Source organism: Alteribacillus bidgolensis, from assembly GCF_002886255.1.
Taxonomy (GTDB): domain Bacteria; phylum Bacillota; class Bacilli; order Bacillales; family Marinococcaceae; genus Alteribacillus; species Alteribacillus bidgolensis.
Window position 1 is genome coordinate 3,345,272 of sequence record NZ_KZ614149.1, and the last position, 20,151, is coordinate 3,365,422.

Genomic DNA, 20,151 nt, shown 5'->3' on the forward strand with positions numbered 1-20,151 from the left:
TTATACGAGAATTCAGTCAAACTCCGAATGCCAGCGACTTGTTATCCGGGAGTCAGACTGCGAGTGCTAAGATCCGTAGTCGAGAGGGAAACAGCCCAGACCACCAGCTAAGGTCCCTAAGTATACGTTAAGTGGAAAAGGATGTGGAGTTGCTTAGACAACTAGGATGTTGGCTTAGAAGCAGCCATCATTGAAAGAGTGCGTAATAGCTCACTAGTCGAGTGACTCTGCGCCGAAAATGTACCGGGGCTAAACGTATCACCGAAGCTGTGGATGCACACCATCGGGTGTGCGTGGTAGGGGAGCGTTCAAAGGGCGGAGAAGCCGGATCGTGAGGACCGGTGGAGCGCTTTGAAGTGAGAATGCCGGTATGAGTAACGAAAAGAAGGGTGAGAATCCCTTCCGTCGAAAACCCAAGGTTTCCTGAGGAAGGTTCGTCCGCTCAGGGTTAGTCGGGCCCTAAGCCGAGGCCGAAAGGCGTAGGCGATGGAAAACAGGTTGAAATTCCTGTACCACCTCCTTCCCGTTTGAGTGACGGGGGGACGCAGGAAGGTAGGGTAAGCGCGCTGCTGGAATAGCGCGTCCAAACCGTAAGGCCGATGAACAGGCAAATCCGTTCATCATTAGGCGAAGCGGTGATGGCGAGGGAAATAATAGTACCGAAGTTCCTGATCCTACACTGCCAAGAAAAGCCTCTAGCAAGGGAAGAGGTGCCCGTACCGCAAACCGACACAGGTAGGTGGGATGAGAATTCTAAGACGCTCGGGAGAACTCTCGTTAAGGAACTCGGCAAAATGACCCCGTAACTTCGGGAGAAGGGGTGCTCTCTAGGGTGAATAGCCTTGGAGAGCCGCAGTGAATAGGCCCAAGCGACTGTTTATCAAAAACACAGGTCTCTGCGAAGCCGCAAGGCGAAGTATAGGGGCTGACACCTGCCCGGTGCTGGAAGGTTAAGAGGAGGGGTTATCCCTTTTGGGAGAAGCTCCGAATTGAAGCCCCAGTAAACGGCGGCCGTAACTATAACGGTCCTAAGGTAGCGAAATTCCTTGTCGGGTAAGTTCCGACCCGCACGAAAGGTGCAACGACTTGGGCACTGTCTCAACGAGAGACCCGGTGAAATTATAATACCTGTGAAGATGCAGGTTACCCGCGACAGGACGGAAAGACCCCATGGAGCTTTACTGCAGCTTGATATTGGATTTTGGTACAGCTTGTACAGGATAGGTAGGAGCCTTGGAAACCGGACCGCCAGGTTCGGTGAAGGCGTCGGTGGGATACTACCCTCGCTGTACGGAAATTCTAACCTCGGACCGTAACCCGGTCCAGGGACAGTGTCAGGTAGGCAGTTTGACTGGGGCGGTCGCCTCCCAAACAGTAACGGAGGCGCCCAAAGGTTCCCTCAGAATGGTTGGAAATCATTCGCAGAGTGCAAAGGCAAAAGGGAGCTTGACTGCGAGACCTACAAGTCGAGCAGGGACGAAAGTCGGGCTTAGTGATCCGGCGGTACCGTATGGAAGGGCCGTCGCTCAACGGATAAAAGCTACCCTGGGGATAACAGGCTTATCTCCCCCAAGAGTCCACATCGACGGGGAGGTTTGGCACCTCGATGTCGGCTCGTCGCATCCTGGGGCTGAAGTAGGTCCCAAGGGTTGGGCTGTTCGCCCATTAAAGCGGCACGCGAGCTGGGTTCAGAACGTCGTGAGACAGTTCGGTCCCTATCCGTCGCGGGCGCAGGAAATTTGAGAGGAGCTGTCCTTAGTACGAGAGGACCGGGATGGACACACCGCTGGTGTACCAGTTGTTCCGCCAGGAGCATGGCTGGGTAGCTACGTGTGGACGGGATAAGTGCTGAAAGCATCTAAGCATGAAGCCCCCCTCAAGATGAGATTTCCCATAGCGCCAAGCTAGTAAGACCCCTTGCAGATGACAAGGTTGATAGGTCTGAGGTGGAAGCGTGGTGACACGTGGAGCTGACAGATACTAATCGGTCGAGGGCTTATCCAAAACAAAGGTAAGCGCCTCGTAGAGCGGCTCATGTATTTCGTTGTGCAGTTTTGAGGGAGCAATTCCCTATCAAGAAAAGGATCGTTGAGATGTTGTCTCCTATGACGATGATCAAACGATTCCATCCAAAGTCTGGTGACGATAGCGAAGAGGTTCCACCCGTTCCCATGCCGAACACGGAAGTTAAGCTCTTCAGCGCCGATGATAATGAAGGGGCAACCCTTTGTGAAAGTAGGACGCTGCCAGGCCATAACGAAAGCTGTCAGAATAGAATTCTGACAGCTTTTTTGGATTTTTAAAAAATGGCTCTATTATATTTGTTGGGGTAAAAACACGCAAGCTCCAAAATCCTTTACACTTGAATTGTCCAAGAAACAAGAAAAAGATTGGAGTTGCGCAAAACGGAAGAGATAGGGGAGGCATTTTATCTCCACGTGGAGATACCTCGTAAATCCCATCGGTGTCCAGCATGCGGGGAAAGAACAAGCCGAGTCCATGATTACCGTATCCAAAAGATCCAGCACCTTAAAGTATTTGAACGAACGTCTTATTTATTTTATCGAAGGCGTCGTTATGTGTGCTCCTGCGGCAAACGCTTTGCGGAACGCAATCCTATCGTCCAGCGGTATCAACGCCACTCCAGGGAATGGAATCAAGCCCTTGGTCTGGTGTCATTCAAGGAAAAAATTTCAAAGATACGGCAAGTCAATTTCGTACATCCTCTGCTACCGTGATTCGGCGTTTTGATTCGATGTCGGCCCCAACGTTAAAGGAAGTGAAGAGCCTGCCGCCGGTGATTGCGATCGATGAATATAAAGGGGATACGAATGAAGGGAAGTATCAAGTAGTCATTGCGGATGGAGACACCAGAGCTCCTCTCGATATTCTTCCTAATAGATCCGTTGAAACGGTGAAAAACTACTTACGGGAAAAGGGTTCCGACGTGGAGATGGTGATTATGGATATGAGTTATGCCTTTAAGTCTGCCGTTCGAAAAGCATTAGGAAACCCTATCATTATTGCGGACCGTTTTCACTTTTGCCGCTATATTTATTGGGCATTAGAGCGCGTGAGAAGGAAAGTGCAGAAAGAGTTCCACGAGTATGACCACGAGTATGATCGGAAAAAATGTAAACGAATGAAACATGTCTTTTACAAACGGTATGAAGAGTTAAGTGAAAAGCAGCTCTGGTATTTAGAGTTATCCGATGAGTTAAGAAGAGCCTATCATTTAAAAGAAGTGTTTCGAAATTGGTTTGAAGAAGCGAAAGAAAAAGGAAAAACGGCTGCCGGACAAGTGAAAGAGGAATTATACGCTTTGTATCAACAGGTACATAACGAGAGCATGCCGGAGTTTATTCAAACGATTCAAACGCTGAAAAACTGGCAGGTAGAGATATTAAACAGTTTTGCCTTTGGATATACCAATGGCTTTATCGAAGGCTTAAATAATCAAACAAAGGTGATGAAACGAAATGCTTTTGGCTTCAAGCGTTATGATCGTTTAAGGTTACGTGTCTTATTACATCACCAATATAAAACAACGGAATTTCAAGTAGGAGCAAGCCACTCCTACCCCAACATTTGACATAGAACCTAAAAAATACAGGATTTTACTGGCAGCCAATATAAACAAAACGACGACATTCAAAGTACAGGAACGCCGTTGTCACAGTACTTGGTGTTTTATACTATCAATTGACTTCCACACACTTCTTCTAAGTTGAATCCCACAGTATGCGTGGATTTTTAGCAGAAGTACATTAAATCTGCCGCCAAAAACCTCCATGTTCTGTGGCTTTGGCTACATTAGCACGTCCTATACATCAAGCGTGTTGCGTGCAGTAGAAGCTCCTTACCTTAGCCGAACTTCCTTTTTTAGGATTATACTTTGATCCTTTAACAAAGGTAAAATTTTCTAAAAGTATAAAAAGGGAGTAGCTCCCTAAAAATCGAAGATATGAAGATATATAGTTACCACACAAAATCCCAAGATTCAAGGACAACTCTTTGTGCTGAAGAAGCACTGTACCTAAGCCTCTCACGAACAGGAAATTAGATTTGCTTAGAGATTTTGTCTCCAAGACTTTTTGAAGGCATAAGATTTTTTAACTGAGAAATTAGGTGTGATCCTCATTCATTCTTTGCATGTCTAGCAATGTTAGTGGGTATAAGAAATAAAATATAATAATATACATAGGCTTAAAAGCAGGGAGGGGAAATGCATATGGATATGTGGCTTGATCAGGAAGCATATACAATAATAATTAGAATACTAGCAGCTGCTTTTCTGGCAGGATTAATTGGAATAGAACGAGAATATAAACGACATCCTGCTGGATTCCGAACACACCTTTTAGTTGGGACAGGGGCATGCTTAGTGATGGTTATGGCACTATTTGGATTCCAGGAATACATGGAAGCAAATAAAGAAATTGTACGATATGACCCATCTCGGCTTGCTTCTTATGTGGTGAGCGGGGTCGGCTTTTTGGGAGCAGGGACAATTATCGTTCAAGGCGTTTCCATCAAAGGTTTAACAACTGCAGCTTCTATTTGGGTGGTAGCTGCGATAGGACTAGCTGCTGGAGCCGGAATGTTTTTTGCAGCTGTTTTTACTACAATTGTTGTTTTACTGAGTTTATTTTTTCTTAATAATGTTGACCGTTTTTTTCGAGCCTCTTCACGTCCTGAGAAAATAGAGGTTACTGTACGAAAAAATACATCGGTTTTATCATCATTAATAGAAATATTGGAAGATAATGAAGTAATTATTAAAAAAGTAAATGGGAGTACAAAAGAAGGTAATGGTAAAGAAAGTAAATGTGTTTATGATCTGCATGTTCAATCTCCAAATGCCCTAAAGCGTTCCCAGCTTTATGAACGATTACTATTGACTGAGGGGATCTTAGAAGTTGAAATGCAAATGGAAGAAGAATGATTAAAGACAACTTGGCTATAATGAATAGTACCGTCTGCTTGAAATTTGCAGACGGTTATATTATATTTATAGTCAAAGATAGTCAAGGTCAAAACCTGAGGGGAACGGCTTACAGCAGGAAGGGGGTTGTTTTCTTGCGTAATATTTCTGATGTGATTGAAAACTATTTAAAAGAAATTCTTATGCAAAGTGAGAAGGATTTAATTGAGATTAAACGAAGTGAGTTGGCTAAACGGTTTGAATGTGTTCCCTCTCAAATTAATTATGTGATAAGTACTCGTTTTACAACAGAAAAAGGGTATATTGTAGAAAGCAAAAGGGGCGGCGGTGGGTATATACGTATTTCAAGAGTGAAAATTGGTGACCATGCTGAGCTTATTGATCAATTAATACATTTAATAAAAGAAGGAATTGACCAGCTCACAGCCGAAAGTATTATTATGCGTCTTTTTGAAGAGAATGCAATATCTAAAAGGGAAGCTAATATTATGCTTGCATCCGTACATCGTTCGATAATTTCCTTGCGGCATGCAGAAGACAGAGACTATATCCGGGCCAAAATGCTGAAAGCTATGCTTCACAGCTTACGTTATAAATGAGTATATTAGCTGCGAAGGGAGGAGATGAAAATGCTCTGTGAAGAATGTCACCAGCGTCAGGCCACGTTGCATTTTACAAAAATCATAAACGGAAAAAAAGAAGAGATGCATCTGTGTGAGGAGTGTGCTCGTGATAAAGGGGAACATATCCCGGGTTCAAACAGCTATTCTATCCATGATTTATTATCAGGGTTGTTAAACTTTGAACAACCGATGGGGAATGGGGGGCCTCACCCTTCAAGGGCTTCTGTTCAAAAGCAGCTTGTTTGTGATTCTTGTGGGCTTTCATATGAACGTTTTGCAAAAACAGGAAGATTTGGATGCTCGCACTGTTATAAGGCGTTTGACCCAAAACTTGACCCAATTTTCAAAAGGGTTCACAGTGGAAATGTACGTCATGCTGGCAAGGTTCCAAAAAGAGCTGGCGGCCGAATGCAAATTCAAAATCAGATAGATAAGTTGAGAAAACAAATGCAGCAGCATATTGAACAAGAGGAATTTGAAGAAGCAGCCCAACTCCGCGACCAAATTCACGATTTAAATGAAAACATACGTGATGGAAAGGGGGGTGCTTAATGTCACTTCAACGTTTCATTTCAGAAGCGATCAGTCCGTGGATGAAAAGTGGGCCTGGTCCAGAAGGTGATATTGTTTTAAGTACAAGAATCCGTTTAGCAAGAAACTTGGAAAATTACCCTTTTCCAATTGTGGCTTCCGAGGAATCGGCAAACACGATGCTTCACTACACTTCAAAAGAATTGGCAAAGGATCCATATCAATATGTTGGAAATCTGGAAGTATTAAAAATGGATGATCTTTCTTCCAATGAAAAAAGAGTATTAGTAGAAAAGCACTTGATCAGCCCGCATTTGGCAGAAAAAGCTCAACATGGTGCTGTAATGCTGAGTGAAGATGAGTCTGTTAGTATCATGCTTAACGAAGAAGATCATATAAGGCTTCAATGCTTATTCCGGGGTTTTCAGTTAAATGAAAGTCTAGTTTTATCTAACGGTTTAGATGATTGGATTGAAGAAAAAGTGACATATGCTTTCGATGAGAAAAGAGGATTTTTAACAAGCTGTCCAACAAACGTTGGAACAGGTATGAGAGCTTCGGTTATGATGCATCTTCCTGCACTCGTTATGACTCAGCAGCTCAATCGTATATTACCTGCGATTAATCAGTTGGGGCTTGTGGTGAGAGGTATTTATGGAGAAGGAAGCGAAGCGTTAGGAAACTTATTCCAAATATCAAACCAAATGACACTTGGTAAATCAGAGGAAGATATTGTAGAAGATCTTAGAGGCGTTGTGATGCAGTTAATTCAACAGGAGCGTTACGCAAGAGAAGAGTTAATACGTACTTCAAAAATCCAAATAGAGGATAAAGTATTTCGTTCATTCGGACTGCTAACAAATAGCCGGGTGATGGAGTCAAAAGAAGCAGCAAAAAGACTGTCCGATGTTAGATTAGGGATTGACATTGATTTAATCCAAGGAATTTCGGGTAATATTTTAAATGAACTAATGATTCTAACTCAGCCTGGTTTTCTGCAGCAATATGCAGGTAAAGGTCTTACACCGGATGAGCGTGATGTGAGACGGGCGGCGTTGATTCGTGAGAGAATGAACTTAGAGAGAGAAGATTAAGCAAAATTTGGAGGTGCGCATATATGATGTTTGGAAGGTTTACAGAACGAGCGCAAAAGGTATTAGCCTTGGCTCAAGAAGAAGCGATCCGTCTTGGGCATAATAATATAGGTACAGAACATATTCTGCTAGGGTTAATTCGTGAAGGTGAAGGAATTGCAGCAAAAGCACTGCAAGCACTTAATCTTGGCTCTGAGCAAATCCAAAAAGAAGTGGAGTCTTTAATTGGAACTGGTCAAGAAGGCTCTAAGACTATCCATTATACTCCACGTGCTAAAAAAGTTATTGAATTGTCCATGGATGAGGCTAGAAAGCTTGGTCATTCATATGTAGGGACAGAACATATCTTGTTAGGATTAATACGAGAAGGCGAGGGAGTGGCTGCAAGAGTATTAAACAATCTTGGTGTCAGCTTGAATAAGGCTAGACAGCAAGTGTTACAGTTGCTTGGAAGTAATGAGGCATCAACCTCTAATCACCAGCAGGCTTCTGGAGCCGGCTCTTCCAATGCTAATACACCGACTCTAGATAGTTTAGCGAGAGACTTAACTGCAGTTGCTAAGGAAGAAGGGCTTGATCCAGTGATCGGCCGCAGCAAAGAAATTGAACGAGTCATTCAAGTGTTGAGCCGTCGTACAAAAAACAACCCTGTTTTAATCGGTGAGCCAGGGGTTGGTAAAACAGCAGTTGCTGAAGGGCTTGCCCAGTCCATTATTTCAAATGAAGTGCCGGAAATTCTTAGAAATAAACGCGTGATGACGCTTGATATGGGTACAGTAGTGGCAGGAACCAAATACCGCGGCGAGTTTGAAGATCGTTTGAAAAAAGTAATGGAAGAAATTCGACAAGCAGGTAATGTGATACTGTTTATTGACGAACTTCACACTTTAATTGGTGCAGGTGGAGCAGAAGGAGCTATTGATGCTTCGAATATCTTAAAACCATCACTTGCTCGTGGAGAATTACAGTGCATTGGAGCTACTACGCTAGATGAATACCGCAAATATATTGAAAAAGATGCAGCATTAGAACGCCGCTTTCAACCTATCCAAGTGGACGAACCGACAACTGAAGAGTCCATTCAAATTCTCGCAGGTCTTCGCGATAGGTATGAAGCACACCACCGGGTTACTATTACGGATGAAGCTATTGCTGAAGCCGTTAAACTTTCTGACCGTTATATCTCGGATCGTTTCCTGCCAGACAAAGCAATTGACTTAATTGATGAAGCTGGTTCAAAAGTACGGCTGCGTTCCTACACGGCTCCGCCAAACTTAAAAGAGCTCGAGCAAAAACTAGAAGAGACACGAAAAGAAAAAGATGCCTCTGTTCAAAGTCAGGAGTTTGAAAAGGCGGCTTCCTTACGGGATAGTGAACAACGGCTTCGTGAAGAATTAGATAAGATGAAAAACGAGTGGAAAGAAAAACAAGGTCAGGAGAATACGGAGGTAACCCCTGAAGATATTGCACAGGTTGTAGCTAGTTGGACGGGAATTCCTGTCTCTAAGCTTGCTGAAGAAGAAACAGATCGCCTTCTTAAAATGGAAGATATTTTGCACAGTCGTGTCATTGGCCAGGAAGAGGCGGTAAATGCAATTTCTAAAGCAATCCGCCGTGCTCGTGCAGGATTAAAGGATCCAAAACGTCCGATTGGTTCTTTTATTTTCCTTGGGCCTACTGGTGTCGGGAAAACAGAATTAGCCCGGGCTGTTGCTGAGACATTATTTGGTGACGAAGACTCGGTTATTCGTATAGATATGTCTGAATACATGGAAAAACACGCGACCAGTCGTCTTGTAGGTTCCCCTCCTGGTTATGTAGGGTTTGAAGAAGGCGGCCAGTTGACGGAAAAAGTTAGACGTCACCCATATTCCGTTATCCTGCTTGATGAAGTAGAGAAAGCTCACCCAGAAGTGTTCAATATCCTTCTCCAAGTTCTTGAGGATGGTTTTCTCACCGATTCCAAAGGGCGCCGCGTTGATTTTCGAAATACCGCAATAATCATGACATCCAATGTCGGGGCTAGTCTGCTAAGACGCAATAAAAATGTAGGCTTTACCACACAATCAGAGGGAGAAAAGTTTCAGGATATGCGGGATAAAGTAATGGGAGAATTAAAAAATACGTTCCGGCCTGAATTTTTAAATCGTCTGGATGAAATTATTGTCTTCCACAGTCTTGAAAAAGAGCACATTAAGAAAATTGTGGTGCTTATGACAGAACAATTACAAAAACGTTTGGCCGAACAGGGTATTAATGTTGAATTAACAGAAGAAGCTCAGAATAAAATTTCTGATGAAGGATTTGACCCTGAGTATGGTGCACGTCCATTGCGTCGTGCTCTGCAAAAGCAAGTCGAAGACCGTTTATCAGAAGAACTTCTTCGCGGAAAGATTCAAAAAGGTGATACGGCAGTGATCGATGTGAAAAACGATGACTATGTCGTTGAAACGAAAACAGGAGCTAGAACGTAAATATATTAAGAGATAAGACTGTCCGATATTATTTTCGGACAGTCTTTTTCACCCAATTTCTGTTACTTTTTCGTGGTAAAATAGAAGGTGGTATACATAAGTTAAAGTGAGGGTAAAAAAAGTATGGCGAAACAAAAATCAAAATTTGTTTGTCAAGAATGCGGATATGAATCAAGAAAATGGATGGGGCGCTGTCCTGGCTGCAACCAATGGAATACCATGGTAGAGGAGTTAGAGGGTCCGTCAGTTAAAAGTGGAGGAAGGAAATCATTAAGTACTTCACCAGATGGAACCCGCCAACAACCACAACCCATTACGAATGTAACTGGAGAACGTGAACCAAGAATTGATACTTCCTTAAAAGAGCTTAATCGCGTACTTGGAGGAGGAATCGTTCCTGGATCATTAGTGCTTGTAGGAGGGGATCCAGGAATTGGTAAGTCTACTCTTCTATTACAAATGACAGCCATTTTAGCAGCTCGTGATCATAAAGTGTTGTATATATCAGGAGAAGAATCAATAAAACAGACAAAATTACGCGCTGATCGACTCGGAGCACATTCTGATAAACTATATGTATTTGCTGAAACAGATATGGACTTAATCGAAAATGCCATTGACCAAATACAACCAACACTAGTTGTTATTGACTCAATCCAAACAGTACACCAGGCCGGGGTTACCTCTGCTCCCGGAAGCGTTGCGCAAGTCAGGGAATCAACTTCTATGTTTATGAGAATTGCCAAAACACGAGGCATCGCTGTTTTTATTGTAGGTCATGTAACAAAACAAGGCTCAATTGCAGGTCCAAAAATGTTAGAACATATGGTGGACTCGGTGTTGTATTTTGAAGGAGAACGACATCACACTTACAGGATGTTACGTGCAGTGAAAAACCGTTTTGGTTCAACAAACGAGCTGGGCATTTTTGAAATGAAAGAAATGGGATTAAAAGAAGTGAAAAATCCGTCTGAAATTTTTTTAGAAGATCGAACAGAAGGAAGCTCTGGTTCTATCGTAGTTGCTTCCCTTGAAGGCACACGTCCGGTTCTAGTGGAACTGCAGGCCCTAATAGCCCCTTCTAGTTTTGCCAATCCGAAGAGAACCTCTACAGGGGTGGACCAAAACCGAATTGCATTATTAATGGCAGTTTTAGAGAAAAGGTTAGGAATGCTTCTGCAAAACCAGGATGCATATATTAATGTCGCAGGCGGTGTGAAACTTGATGAGCCTGCAATTGATCTTGGTATTGCTATTTGTATTGCTTCAAGTTTTCGAAACCATACAACAAATCCTACAGACGTAGTGATCGGAGAAGTTGGACTAACAGGAGAAATAAGACGGGTCGCTAGAATTGAAGAAAGAATTCAGGAGGCAGCAAAACTAGGTTTTAAAAGAGCAATCATACCTGAAAAAAACATGGATGGATGGACGTCTCCTAACAATATAGAAGTTGTGGGAGTAACAACACTAGAAGAAGCGCTGGATATTACACTGGAGGGGAGAGCACCGTCTTGGTAATCGCGCTGGTCAGCAAAAGGAGGAAAAGAAATGCTAGATAAACAACGTGACTCATTCATTCGAGAAGTACTGCATTTCGTTGCCCCCGGCACCCCCCTTCGTGATGGTATAGATAACGTTTTGCGGGCTAACACGGGTGGTTTGATCGTTCTTGGATATTCAGAAAAAATAAAAAGTATAGTGGACGGTGGTTTTTTTATTAATTGCCCTTTTACCCCAGCTTATTTGTATGAACTAGCAAAGATGGACGGGGCCATTATTTTAAGTGAAAAAGGCGAGCGTATCCTTTATGCGAATACACAGCTCGTTCCTGATAACACCATTGTTTCCAACGAGACAGGAATACGGCATCGTACAGCTGAAAGAGTTGCTAAACAAACAGGAAATCTTGTCATTTCTATTTCACAGCGTCGTCAAGTTATTACTTTGTACAAAGGTGCATACCGATACTCCCTCAAAGATATGGAAATGATTTTAACGAAAGCAAATCAGGCCGTACAAACCCTCGAAAAGTACAAAGCGGTGCTTGATCAGAGCTTGACCAATCTGGGGGCGCTGGAATTTGAAGAGCTGGTTACTTTCCAGGAAGTGGCACAAGTCATTCACCGAATTGAACTGGTTATGCGAATAAAATATGAAATCTTAAACTACGTGATGGAATTGGGAAATGAAGGTCGTTTAATAGCAATGCAGCTCAATGAATTAGTTTCTAACTTAGAAGAGGAGACGTACCATTTAATAAAAGATTATATTGCAGATGCCAGTATCGACCCAGAAGCCATTAATCAAAAGTTAAAACAAATGACAAATGAAGAACTTATGGATGACACCGTTATTATGAGATTGCTTGGTTATTCTCAACGAACCAATTCTTACGAGCAGTCTGTTTCTCCAAGAGGGTATAGAATATTGCATAAAATTCAGCGGCTGCCAGCTGGAATAATTAACAACTTGATTCATCGGTTTGAAAACTTAGGAGGAATAATGAAAGCTTCTATTGAAGAACTTGATGAAGTTCAGGGAATAGGCAGAACCCGTGCAAAAAAGATAAAAGAAGGACTGAGCCGTATTCAGGAACAGTTATTTATTGACCGGCATATATAGATTACATCTGACCTCTCTCCAAAAAAAGTGATTGACGTTACAATTTGTTCACGATACAATGAAAATTTATTAAAAACTATGACAATCCCGTAAAAATTTGCTACATTAATAATAAACGTTCCCATAAAAAGTAAATTATTGGGTGATTGAAGTTTCATAGGTTTTAAAATAAAGTATTTGTCTATAATAGAGAAAAGGAGGTGCATGTTAAGGTGTTAAAAAGGATAGTACAATTGTTTTTTATACTTGCCGGGGCTACACTCGGATTTATTTTTATACCGGAATTTATTACCTTATTGGATTATAGCTCATTTCCTGAGTGGCTCGGTAATCCTTATGTCGGCGGTCTTATCGGCGCGGTTATTCTCTTTTTGTCGACATTCTGGTTTGCAGATTATATCGTGAATGGCATGAGAGTACTAGAAGAAATGATTGTTAAAGCACCAGTGACAGACGTATTATTTGGTACACTTGGATTAGTTTTTGGATTACTTGTTGCTTTTCTTATCGGTATTCCTTTAAACTCCGTAGATTTTCCGGTAATCAGTTCCGTCTTGCCTATTTTCATCACATTTTTTCTTGGCTATTTTGGCTTCCAGGTAGGGTTTAAAAAACGAGATGAACTTATGAATTTATTTCCAGCAAGCCGTGTTGCAGCTAAAAAAAGGGAAGAAACGGGGCAAATTTCAAACCAATCCAAAGTAAAGATTCTTGATACTAGTGTAATTATTGATGGACGTATTGCAGATGTTTGCCAGACTGGTTTTCTTGAAGGTACTTTAGTTATACCGGAATTTGTATTAGAAGAACTCCAACATATTGCTGACTCTTCTGATGTTTTGAAACGAAACCGAGGACGCCGGGGACTTGATATTTTAAACCGCATTCAAAAGGAATTGGCTGTGGAAGTTGAAATTTACGAAGGAGACTTTGAAGACATACAAGAAGTTGACAGTAAGTTGGTGAAGCTGGCCAAGGTTAGACAAGGAATGGTCGTAACCAACGATTTTAATCTTAATAAAGTTTGTGATCTGCAAGGTGTAGAAGTCCTAAACATTAATGACCTTGCCAATGCTGTTAAGCCCGTCGTTTTGCCAGGCGAAGAAATGAATGTCCAAGTAATAAAAGATGGAAAAGAGCAAAACCAAGGAGTTGCCTACCTTGATGACGGTACAATGATCGTCGTCGAAGGCGGACGTGATTATATAGGTGAAACGATTGAAGTTGTGGTAACAAGTGTTTTGCAAACAAGTGCTGGACGAATGATTTTTGCAAAACCTAAGTTAATGGAGAAAGCACTTTAATTTATATACGGAAATGCCTCTGTCGGGTGGTTTTTTAAACCGGTTCACAGAGGCATTCTTTTGTGAAATCTCATCAACAATTGGTGAAAAGATGTGGTGGATAAGTCATTGCCTAGTACGATCTTTCAAGTGTATGATAATAAGAGCCTGAAAAATGACTGAAATTACATTGGAGAGGTAATATGAATTACGATGTAGTTATACCCGCAGCCGGGCAAGGTAAACGAATGCAGGCGGGCTGTAATAAACAATTTTTAATGCTTGAAAAAAAGCCTGTGATTATTCATACCGTTTCTATTTTTGATAATGACCCTTGGTGTGAGCGGATTATTATCGCAGCTAATAGCAATGAGATCAATGCAATGGAACGTTTGATGAAAGATTGGAATATTAAAAAGGTAAAGGCTATTGTAGCGGGCGGTCGGGAAAGGCAGGACAGTGTGTTTAAAGGTTTAAAACAGCTGAATTCCTCCAGTCTGGTTCTCATTCATGACGGCGCTCGTCCCTTTATTACAAAAGAACAAATTCATTCTTTAGCCGAGAAAGCCAACACAGACGGAGCGGCTGTATTGGGTGTGAAAATGAAAGATACCGTAAAAAAAGTAAAAGATGGGCTTGTTCTAGAAACGATAGAACGTTCTAGTGTATGGTCTGTGCAGACACCCCAAGCTTTTCAATTTCCTATTATTTTTGATGCTTACAAGAAGGCAGCAATGGATGGGTATGCTGGAACAGATGACACTAGTTTAGTAGAGCGGTTAGGCTTTCCGATACATATGGTTGAAGGCAGCTACGATAACATAAAATTAACCACTCCAGAAGACATGACAGTAGCTCGAGCTATCTTAAATAAACGAAAGGAGGAGGCATAAGAGTGAGAATAGGACATGGATTTGATGTACATCAGCTTTCAGAGAACCGCCCGCTTATTATCGGCGGTGTGAATATTCCTCATAGTAAAGGCTTAATCGGTCATTCTGATGCAGATGTTTTACTTCATGCAATATCAGATGCCTTGCTCGGTGCAGTAGGGGAAGGTGACATCGGCAAACATTTTCCTGATACAGACCCGGCCTTTAAAGGTGCAGACTCCGCAAAGTTGATGAAACATGTTTATCAACTAGTTGATGAAAAAGGCTATTACATAGGGAACGTAGACTGTACGATTATGGCAGAAAAGCCAAAGTTGGCTCCTTATATTAAGGAGATGCAGTCCACAATAGCAAGCATTTTTGAAATAGAACAAGCTCAAGTAAATGTAAAAGCTACTACAACAGAGAAGCTGGGATTTACAGGAAGAGAAGAGGGTATTGCCGCTCATGCTGTAGTATTACTGCAGCCATTATAGTAATTTTATTCTTCTTTAATTGGTGGTAAAATAGGAAAAGTATTTATACACAACGTTAGGTATATCTAAAAAATAAAACAAACTAAATCTGATAAAATATTGAGAAATGGAAGGTGTAGAAACATGAGCAATGAAGTACGAGTACGTTTTGCTCCTAGTCCAACTGGACATCTTCACATAGGAGGCGCACGTTCTGCTCTTTTTAATTATCTTTTTGCAAGAAGTCAAGGCGGAAAATTTATTATTAGAATTGAAGATACCGATCAAGCAAGAAATGTTGAGGACGCTACAGAAAAACTAATAAACAGCATGAAGTGGCTCGGTGTCGATTGGGATGAGAGTGTGGATATTGGCGGACCTTATGGACCGTATCGTTCCATGGAACGGCTTGAAATATACAAAGAGTATATTCAGCAGCTTCTAGATGAAGGTAAAGCATACTATGACTATATGACAGAAGAAGAATTAGAAAAAGAACGGGAAGAACAGCTTGCACGAGGCGAAGCTCCAAAGTACAGCGGGCGGGACCGTGACCTGACAGAGGAGCAGCGGAAAGCGTATGAAGCGAAAGGGATTAAGCCCGTTATTCGTTTTCGTGTGCCGGAAAATCAACAAGTCCTCATCGAAGATGCTGTACGTGGAGAAGTAACTTTTGAAACGGATGACATTGGAGATTTTGTTATTGCTCGTAAGGATGGTATTCCTACGTATAACTTCGCTGTGGTAGTAGATGATCATTTGATGAAAATTTCTCATGTCATTAGGGGAGAGGAGCACTTGTCTAATGCTCCGCGTCAGGCTCTTGTATTTGAAGCACTTGGCTGGGAGAAGCCGATGTTTGCCCATGCCTCTCTTATTTTAAATCCAGACCGCCAAAAAATGAGTAAGCGTGACGAGTCTATTATTCAATTTGTAGAACAGTATAAAGAGCTCGGTTATCTTCCAGAAGCAATTGTTAACTTCCTTGCTTTATTAGGCTGGTCTCCAGTGGGCGAAGAAGAAATTTTTTCATTAGAAGAACTAGCATCTCAATTTAGTTTGGAACGTGTCTCTAAAGCTCCGGCCGTTTTTGATACCGATAAGCTCGCATGGATGAATAATCAATATGTGAAAGAAGCAGATATTGAGCGGTTGACACAACTGGCTGTTCCACACCTTCAGAAAGAAGGAAAACTCCCAAGTGAACTGTCAGAAGAGCAATATGAATGGGCTAAAAAGCTGGTAGCATTATATCAGGAACAAATGCATTATGCTGCAGAGATAACAGACTTAACCGAACTGTTCTTTAAGAAAGAAATAGAGTATAATGAAGAAGCGAAAGAAGTACTTAACGGTGAACAAGTTGCACAAGTTTTAGAGCAATTTTCTAAAGAATTGGACGGCCTTGAAAACTTTGAGCCGGATGAGATTAAAGCTGCAACAAAAGCAACACAAAAAGAAACAGGGCAAAAAGGAAAAAAATTATTTATGCCTATCCGAGTTGCTGTTACAGGTCAAACGCATGGACCTGAACTTCCTCACGCTATTTCTTTATTAGGTAAAGAAGTCGTACAAACACGGCTTCAACAAGCTATTAAACAATAAAAACAGAATTAAATAAGAAAAAAGCATTGAAGGGAAAAAGTAGGAATGTCAATTTCTGTACAGAGAGAATCACGCTGCTGAAAGTGATTTCAGAAATCATTCTGAACATGCATCCCTGAGCCTTCTGTTGAATAAAGTAGGCAGAAGCGGCAGACATCCGTTACATGTTTAAGGGGAAAGGCAGTATATACATGCTTCTTATCTGCTGCCTTTAAACAGAGTGGAACCGCGCCATAAAAGCGTCTCTGTGCAAAACAAGCACAGGGATGCTTTTTTAGTTATTGTAAAAAGTTTAAAAGCTAAAGGTTTTACGCGGCTAATACAATTCGTAGTATCACTCAAAAACAGTCGCTTTTGGGAGGATAGAGGAGAGGAGAGAAGTAATATGTTAAAGACATTTAAAAACGATATAGATGTTGTCTTTGACCAGGATCCAGCTGCTAGAAGCAGAATGGAAGTAGTATTGACCTATGCAGGTGTGCATGCGATTTGGTCACACCGAGTAGCTCATTGGCTTTGGAAGAAAAAAATGTATTTTTTAGGAAGGCTTCTTTCCCAAATAAGCCGTTTTTTTACAGGTATTGAAATTCACCCGGGTGCTGTAATAGGCGAGCGTCTTTTCATTGACCACGGTATGGGAGTGGTAATTGGAGAAACCTGTGAAATAGGGGATAACGTTACCATTTATCAAGGAGTAACACTTGGAGGTACAGGGAAAGAAAAAGGGAAACGCCATCCAACCGTAGAGGACAATGTGCTTATCGCTACAGGAGCTAAAATTCTTGGCTCAATGACAATTGGAAAATACTCAAGGATTGGGGCAGGCTCTGTCGTTTTAAACGAAGTTCCTCCCAATTCAACGGTAGTTGGTATTCCAGCAAAAGTAGTTGTCCAAGATGGTGTGAAGGTGAAAAAAGATGAGCTTGCCCATCATATACTTCCTGATCCGGTTGCCGATAAGTTTAAGGAACTTGAAAAAGAAATTTCAGAGCTCAAAAAAGAATTAGACGCATATAAAGATAACAAAACTGACGGAAGGACCGATGAATAATGGCCATAAAATTATATAATACATTGGCTAGAAAAAAAGAAGAATTGAAACCTCTTCAAGATGGAAAAGTGACGATGTATGTATGCGGGCCAACAGTGTATAACTATATACACATCGGAAATGCCCGCCCTGCTATTGTTTTTGACATGATCAGAAAATATTTAGAATACAGGGGCTATCATGTGCACTTCATTTCTAACTTTACCGATGTGGACGATAAAATCATTAATGCTGCAAAGGAATTAAAAGAAGAAGTTCCCGTATTAGCTGAACGTTTCATCGAAGCTTATTTCGAAGACACCGGTGCACTTGGAGTGAAAAAAGCTGATATACATCCGAGAGTAACCGAAACAATGCCTGATATTATTTCCTTTATAAAAGCATTAATGGAAAAAGGCTATGCTTATGAAGCAGAAGGCGATGTATATTTTGAAACAAAATCTTTCAAAGAATACGGCAAGCTTTCTTCCCAATCCATTAATGATTTACAAATGGGAGCACGGATTGAAATTGGCGAAAAGAAAAAGGATCCACTGGATTTTGTGCTTTGGAAGAAAGCAAAAGAAGGTGAAATTTCTTGGGATAGTCCATGGGGAAAAGGTAGACCAGGATGGCACATTGAATGCTCTGCGATGGTAAAAAAATATCTTGGCGATACCATTGACATTCATGCAGGCGGACAGGATTTGGCTTTTCCGCATCATGAAAATGAGATTGCTCAATCAGAAGCATTGAATAATAAGCAAATGGCTAAGTATTGGCTGCATAATGGATATATTCAAATAAATAACGAAAAAATGTCGAAATCACTCGGAAATTTTGTATTAGTGCATGACATTATTCAAAAGCATCGCCCTGAGGTTATACGTTTTTTTATGCTGCAGTCTCACTATCGCAGTCCGCTTAATTTTAGCGAAGAATTGTTAGAAAGCGCGAAAAGCAGTCTTGAGCGTATTCATACAACGACAAATAACTTGAAACACCGGTTCAATGAGAGCGCTGATTTTGGTGAAGAAAGTGATTGGATCGACACGGTTCGACAGCATAAAGAAGCGTTTATTAGGGAAATGGATGATGATTTTAACAGTGCAAATGGAATTAGTGTACTTTTTGATTTAGTAAAAGATGCTAATCGTTATCTTCAAAAAAACCATTCGTCCAAACGGGTGATGCAAACATTTTTGGATGTTATTCGTGAAATTGGCGGGGTTCTTGATATTCCAGTCGAAGCTGAAGAGGAAATATTGGATGAGGAAATCGAACGTTTGATTGAGGAAAGAAACCAAGCAAGAAAAGAAAGAAATTTTGCTCGGGCTGATGAAATTAGAGACTCATTAAAAGAACAAGGCATTATTTTAGAAGATACTTCACAAGGAACACGATGGAAGAGAGAGTAGACAATATGATAGGAAAGCTAGAAGGAGATAAAGTGGACGCTAAACAATTGAATGCTCTGGCGCTAGCTTATATAGGAGATACAGTTTATGACCTTTATATAAGGCATTACCTCATTGCGTCAGGACGGGTGAGACCTCACCTATTACATCGAACCTCTACATCTTTTGTGTCTGCTTCAGCTCAAGCAGCAGTTATGTTTGAAATTCTTGATAAACAACTCCTCACAAAAGAGGAAGAATCGGTGGCTCGTCGAGGAAGAAATGCAAAATCAGGAACGGTACCAAAAAATACCGACCAAAACACTTATCGTTACAGTACTGCTTTTGAAGCTTTATTAGGCTATTTGTATTTTCTAGGTAGAGAAGAAAGAATAGAGCATCTGGTCACATTTGCCATTGAAACAATTGAAAGGAGTGAAAAGGAATGAAAGAAGAGTGGATTTCTGGAAAAAATCCAGTACTAGAAGCAATACGTTCTGAACGATCGATCAATAAAGTTTGGATAGCAGAAGGTGCTGGAAAAGGGCAAATGAAACAAATTTACCAGACTGCTAAAGAAAATAATATCATTGTTCAGCAAGCCCCTAGAAAGAAGTTAGATGAGCTTTCTGGTACTTCTCGCCACCAAGGTGTTGTTGCTTCAGTGGCAGCATATCGTTATGCAGAACTAGAAGATATACTTGAAAAAGCAGCCGATTTGCAAGAAGATCCTTTCTGTATTTTATTAGATGAAATAGCTGATCCTCATAACCTTGGCTCCATTTTAAGAACAGCAGATGCTGCAGGAGCTCATGGAGTCATCATTCCTAAAAGAAGATCTGTGGGCTTAACTCAGTCTGTTGCTAAATCTTCTACAGGCGCTATAGAACATGTACCTGTCGCTAGAGTTACCAACATGTCTCGGACAATGGATGAGTTAAAAAAACGAGGATTGTGGCTTGCGGGTACTGATGCTTCGGGAAAAGAAGATTTCAGAGAATGGAATGCTGATATGCCGCTTGGGCTAGTTATTGGGAGTGAGGGCAAAGGGATGAGCCGTTTAGTAAAAGAAAAGTGTGATTTCTTATTAAAAATCCCGATGAAAGGACATGTTACATCCTTGAATGCCTCTGTAGCTGCCAGTCTCCTAATGTATGAGGTATACAGGAAACGTCAGCCGATAGGAAGAAAATAAC

At 41.4% G+C, this 20,151-nt stretch carries 15 protein-coding genes, 1 rRNA gene, 1 pseudogene and 2 other annotated features (1 of these 19 running past the window's edge); all 17 genes and pseudogenes read left to right on the forward strand.

Annotated features, from left to right (window positions below; genetic code table 11):
- Nucleotides 1–2,004: a sequence feature (mutual gap in cmsearch alignment for this rRNA model is longer than 100), on the forward strand; it begins 943 nt to the left of the window's first position.
- A gap of 131 nt (nucleotides 2,005–2,135) precedes the next feature.
- The 17 genes and pseudogenes from rrf (at nucleotide 2,136) to rlmB (ending at nucleotide 20,150) form a co-directional block, all read left to right on the forward strand.
- A 5S ribosomal RNA gene (rrf, locus tag CEF16_RS16535) occupies nucleotides 2,136–2,252 on the forward strand.
- Nucleotides 2,253–2,366: 114 nt separating this feature from the next.
- A pseudogene (locus CEF16_RS16540) lies at nucleotides 2,367–3,592 on the forward strand (ISL3 family transposase).
- Between the two features lie 639 nt (nucleotides 3,593–4,231).
- Nucleotides 4,232–4,945 (forward strand): MgtC/SapB family protein, encoded by a 714-nt coding sequence (locus CEF16_RS16545; protein WP_091587373.1) that lies wholly within the window; start codon nucleotides 4,232–4,234, stop codon nucleotides 4,943–4,945.
- 134 nt (nucleotides 4,946–5,079) lie between these two features.
- Entirely contained in the window at nucleotides 5,080–5,544 is a 465-nt protein-coding gene (locus CEF16_RS16550) for a CtsR family transcriptional regulator (protein WP_091587371.1), read from the forward strand.
- Between the two features lie 30 nt (nucleotides 5,545–5,574).
- Nucleotides 5,575–6,120, forward strand: a complete 546-nt coding sequence (gene mcsA / locus CEF16_RS16555; protein ID WP_091587369.1) for a protein-arginine kinase activator protein McsA — start codon at nucleotides 5,575–5,577, stop codon at nucleotides 6,118–6,120.
- Nucleotides 6,120–7,193, forward strand: coding sequence for a protein-arginine kinase McsB (gene mcsB / locus CEF16_RS16560; RefSeq protein ID WP_091587367.1), 1,074 nt, complete (start codon nucleotides 6,120–6,122; stop codon nucleotides 7,191–7,193). Before mcsA ends, mcsB begins: the two co-directional genes overlap by 1 nt.
- 23 nt (nucleotides 7,194–7,216) lie before the next feature.
- The gene (clpC, locus tag CEF16_RS16565; protein ID WP_091587365.1) at nucleotides 7,217–9,667 is read left to right on the forward strand and encodes an ATP-dependent protease ATP-binding subunit ClpC; all 2,451 of its coding nucleotides are present in this window, start codon (nucleotides 7,217–7,219) and stop codon (nucleotides 9,665–9,667) included.
- 123 nt (nucleotides 9,668–9,790) lie between these two features.
- Nucleotides 9,791–11,188, forward strand: coding sequence for a DNA repair protein RadA (gene radA / locus CEF16_RS16570; protein WP_091587364.1), 1,398 nt, complete (start codon nucleotides 9,791–9,793; stop codon nucleotides 11,186–11,188).
- Between the two features lie 30 nt (nucleotides 11,189–11,218).
- Complete coding sequence (gene disA / locus CEF16_RS16575; protein WP_091587362.1) at nucleotides 11,219–12,292, forward strand: DNA integrity scanning diadenylate cyclase DisA; 1,074 nt, start codon at nucleotides 11,219–11,221, stop codon at nucleotides 12,290–12,292.
- 212 nt (nucleotides 12,293–12,504) lie between these two features.
- Nucleotides 12,505–13,596, forward strand: coding sequence for a PIN/TRAM domain-containing protein (locus CEF16_RS16580; RefSeq protein ID WP_091587360.1), 1,092 nt, complete (start codon nucleotides 12,505–12,507; stop codon nucleotides 13,594–13,596).
- Nucleotides 13,597–13,778: 182 nt separating this feature from the next.
- Entirely contained in the window at nucleotides 13,779–14,468 is a 690-nt protein-coding gene (gene ispD / locus CEF16_RS16585) for a 2-C-methyl-D-erythritol 4-phosphate cytidylyltransferase (RefSeq protein ID WP_091587358.1), read from the forward strand.
- Between the two features lie 2 nt (nucleotides 14,469–14,470).
- A complete protein-coding gene (gene ispF / locus CEF16_RS16590) occupies nucleotides 14,471–14,944 on the forward strand; it encodes a 2-C-methyl-D-erythritol 2,4-cyclodiphosphate synthase (RefSeq protein ID WP_245917901.1) in 474 nt (157 codons plus the stop codon).
- A 123-nt stretch (nucleotides 14,945–15,067) separates the two neighbouring features.
- Nucleotides 15,068–16,528: a glutamate--tRNA ligase gene (gene gltX / locus CEF16_RS16595; protein ID WP_091587355.1), complete on the forward strand. Its 1,461-nt coding sequence runs from the start codon at nucleotides 15,068–15,070 to the stop codon at nucleotides 16,526–16,528.
- A 17-nt stretch (nucleotides 16,529–16,545) separates the two neighbouring features.
- Nucleotides 16,546–16,778 (forward strand) — a binding site (T-box leader).
- Between the two features lie 135 nt (nucleotides 16,779–16,913).
- Nucleotides 16,914–17,579, forward strand: coding sequence for a serine O-acetyltransferase EpsC (gene epsC / locus CEF16_RS16600; protein ID WP_091587353.1), 666 nt, complete (start codon nucleotides 16,914–16,916; stop codon nucleotides 17,577–17,579).
- The gene (cysS, locus tag CEF16_RS16605) at nucleotides 17,579–18,976 is read left to right on the forward strand and encodes a cysteine--tRNA ligase (RefSeq protein ID WP_175488383.1); all 1,398 of its coding nucleotides are present in this window, start codon (nucleotides 17,579–17,581) and stop codon (nucleotides 18,974–18,976) included. The genes epsC and cysS overlap by 1 nt, the downstream gene beginning before the upstream one ends.
- Complete coding sequence (locus tag CEF16_RS16610; protein ID WP_425427996.1) at nucleotides 18,961–19,404, forward strand: Mini-ribonuclease 3; 444 nt, start codon at nucleotides 18,961–18,963, stop codon at nucleotides 19,402–19,404. Before cysS ends, CEF16_RS16610 begins: the two co-directional genes overlap by 16 nt.
- A complete protein-coding gene (gene rlmB, locus CEF16_RS16615) occupies nucleotides 19,401–20,150 on the forward strand; it encodes a 23S rRNA (guanosine(2251)-2'-O)-methyltransferase RlmB (RefSeq protein ID WP_091587349.1) in 750 nt (249 codons plus the stop codon). The genes CEF16_RS16610 and rlmB overlap by 4 nt, the downstream gene beginning before the upstream one ends.
- The last annotated feature ends 1 nt before the right edge of the window (nucleotide 20,151 follow it).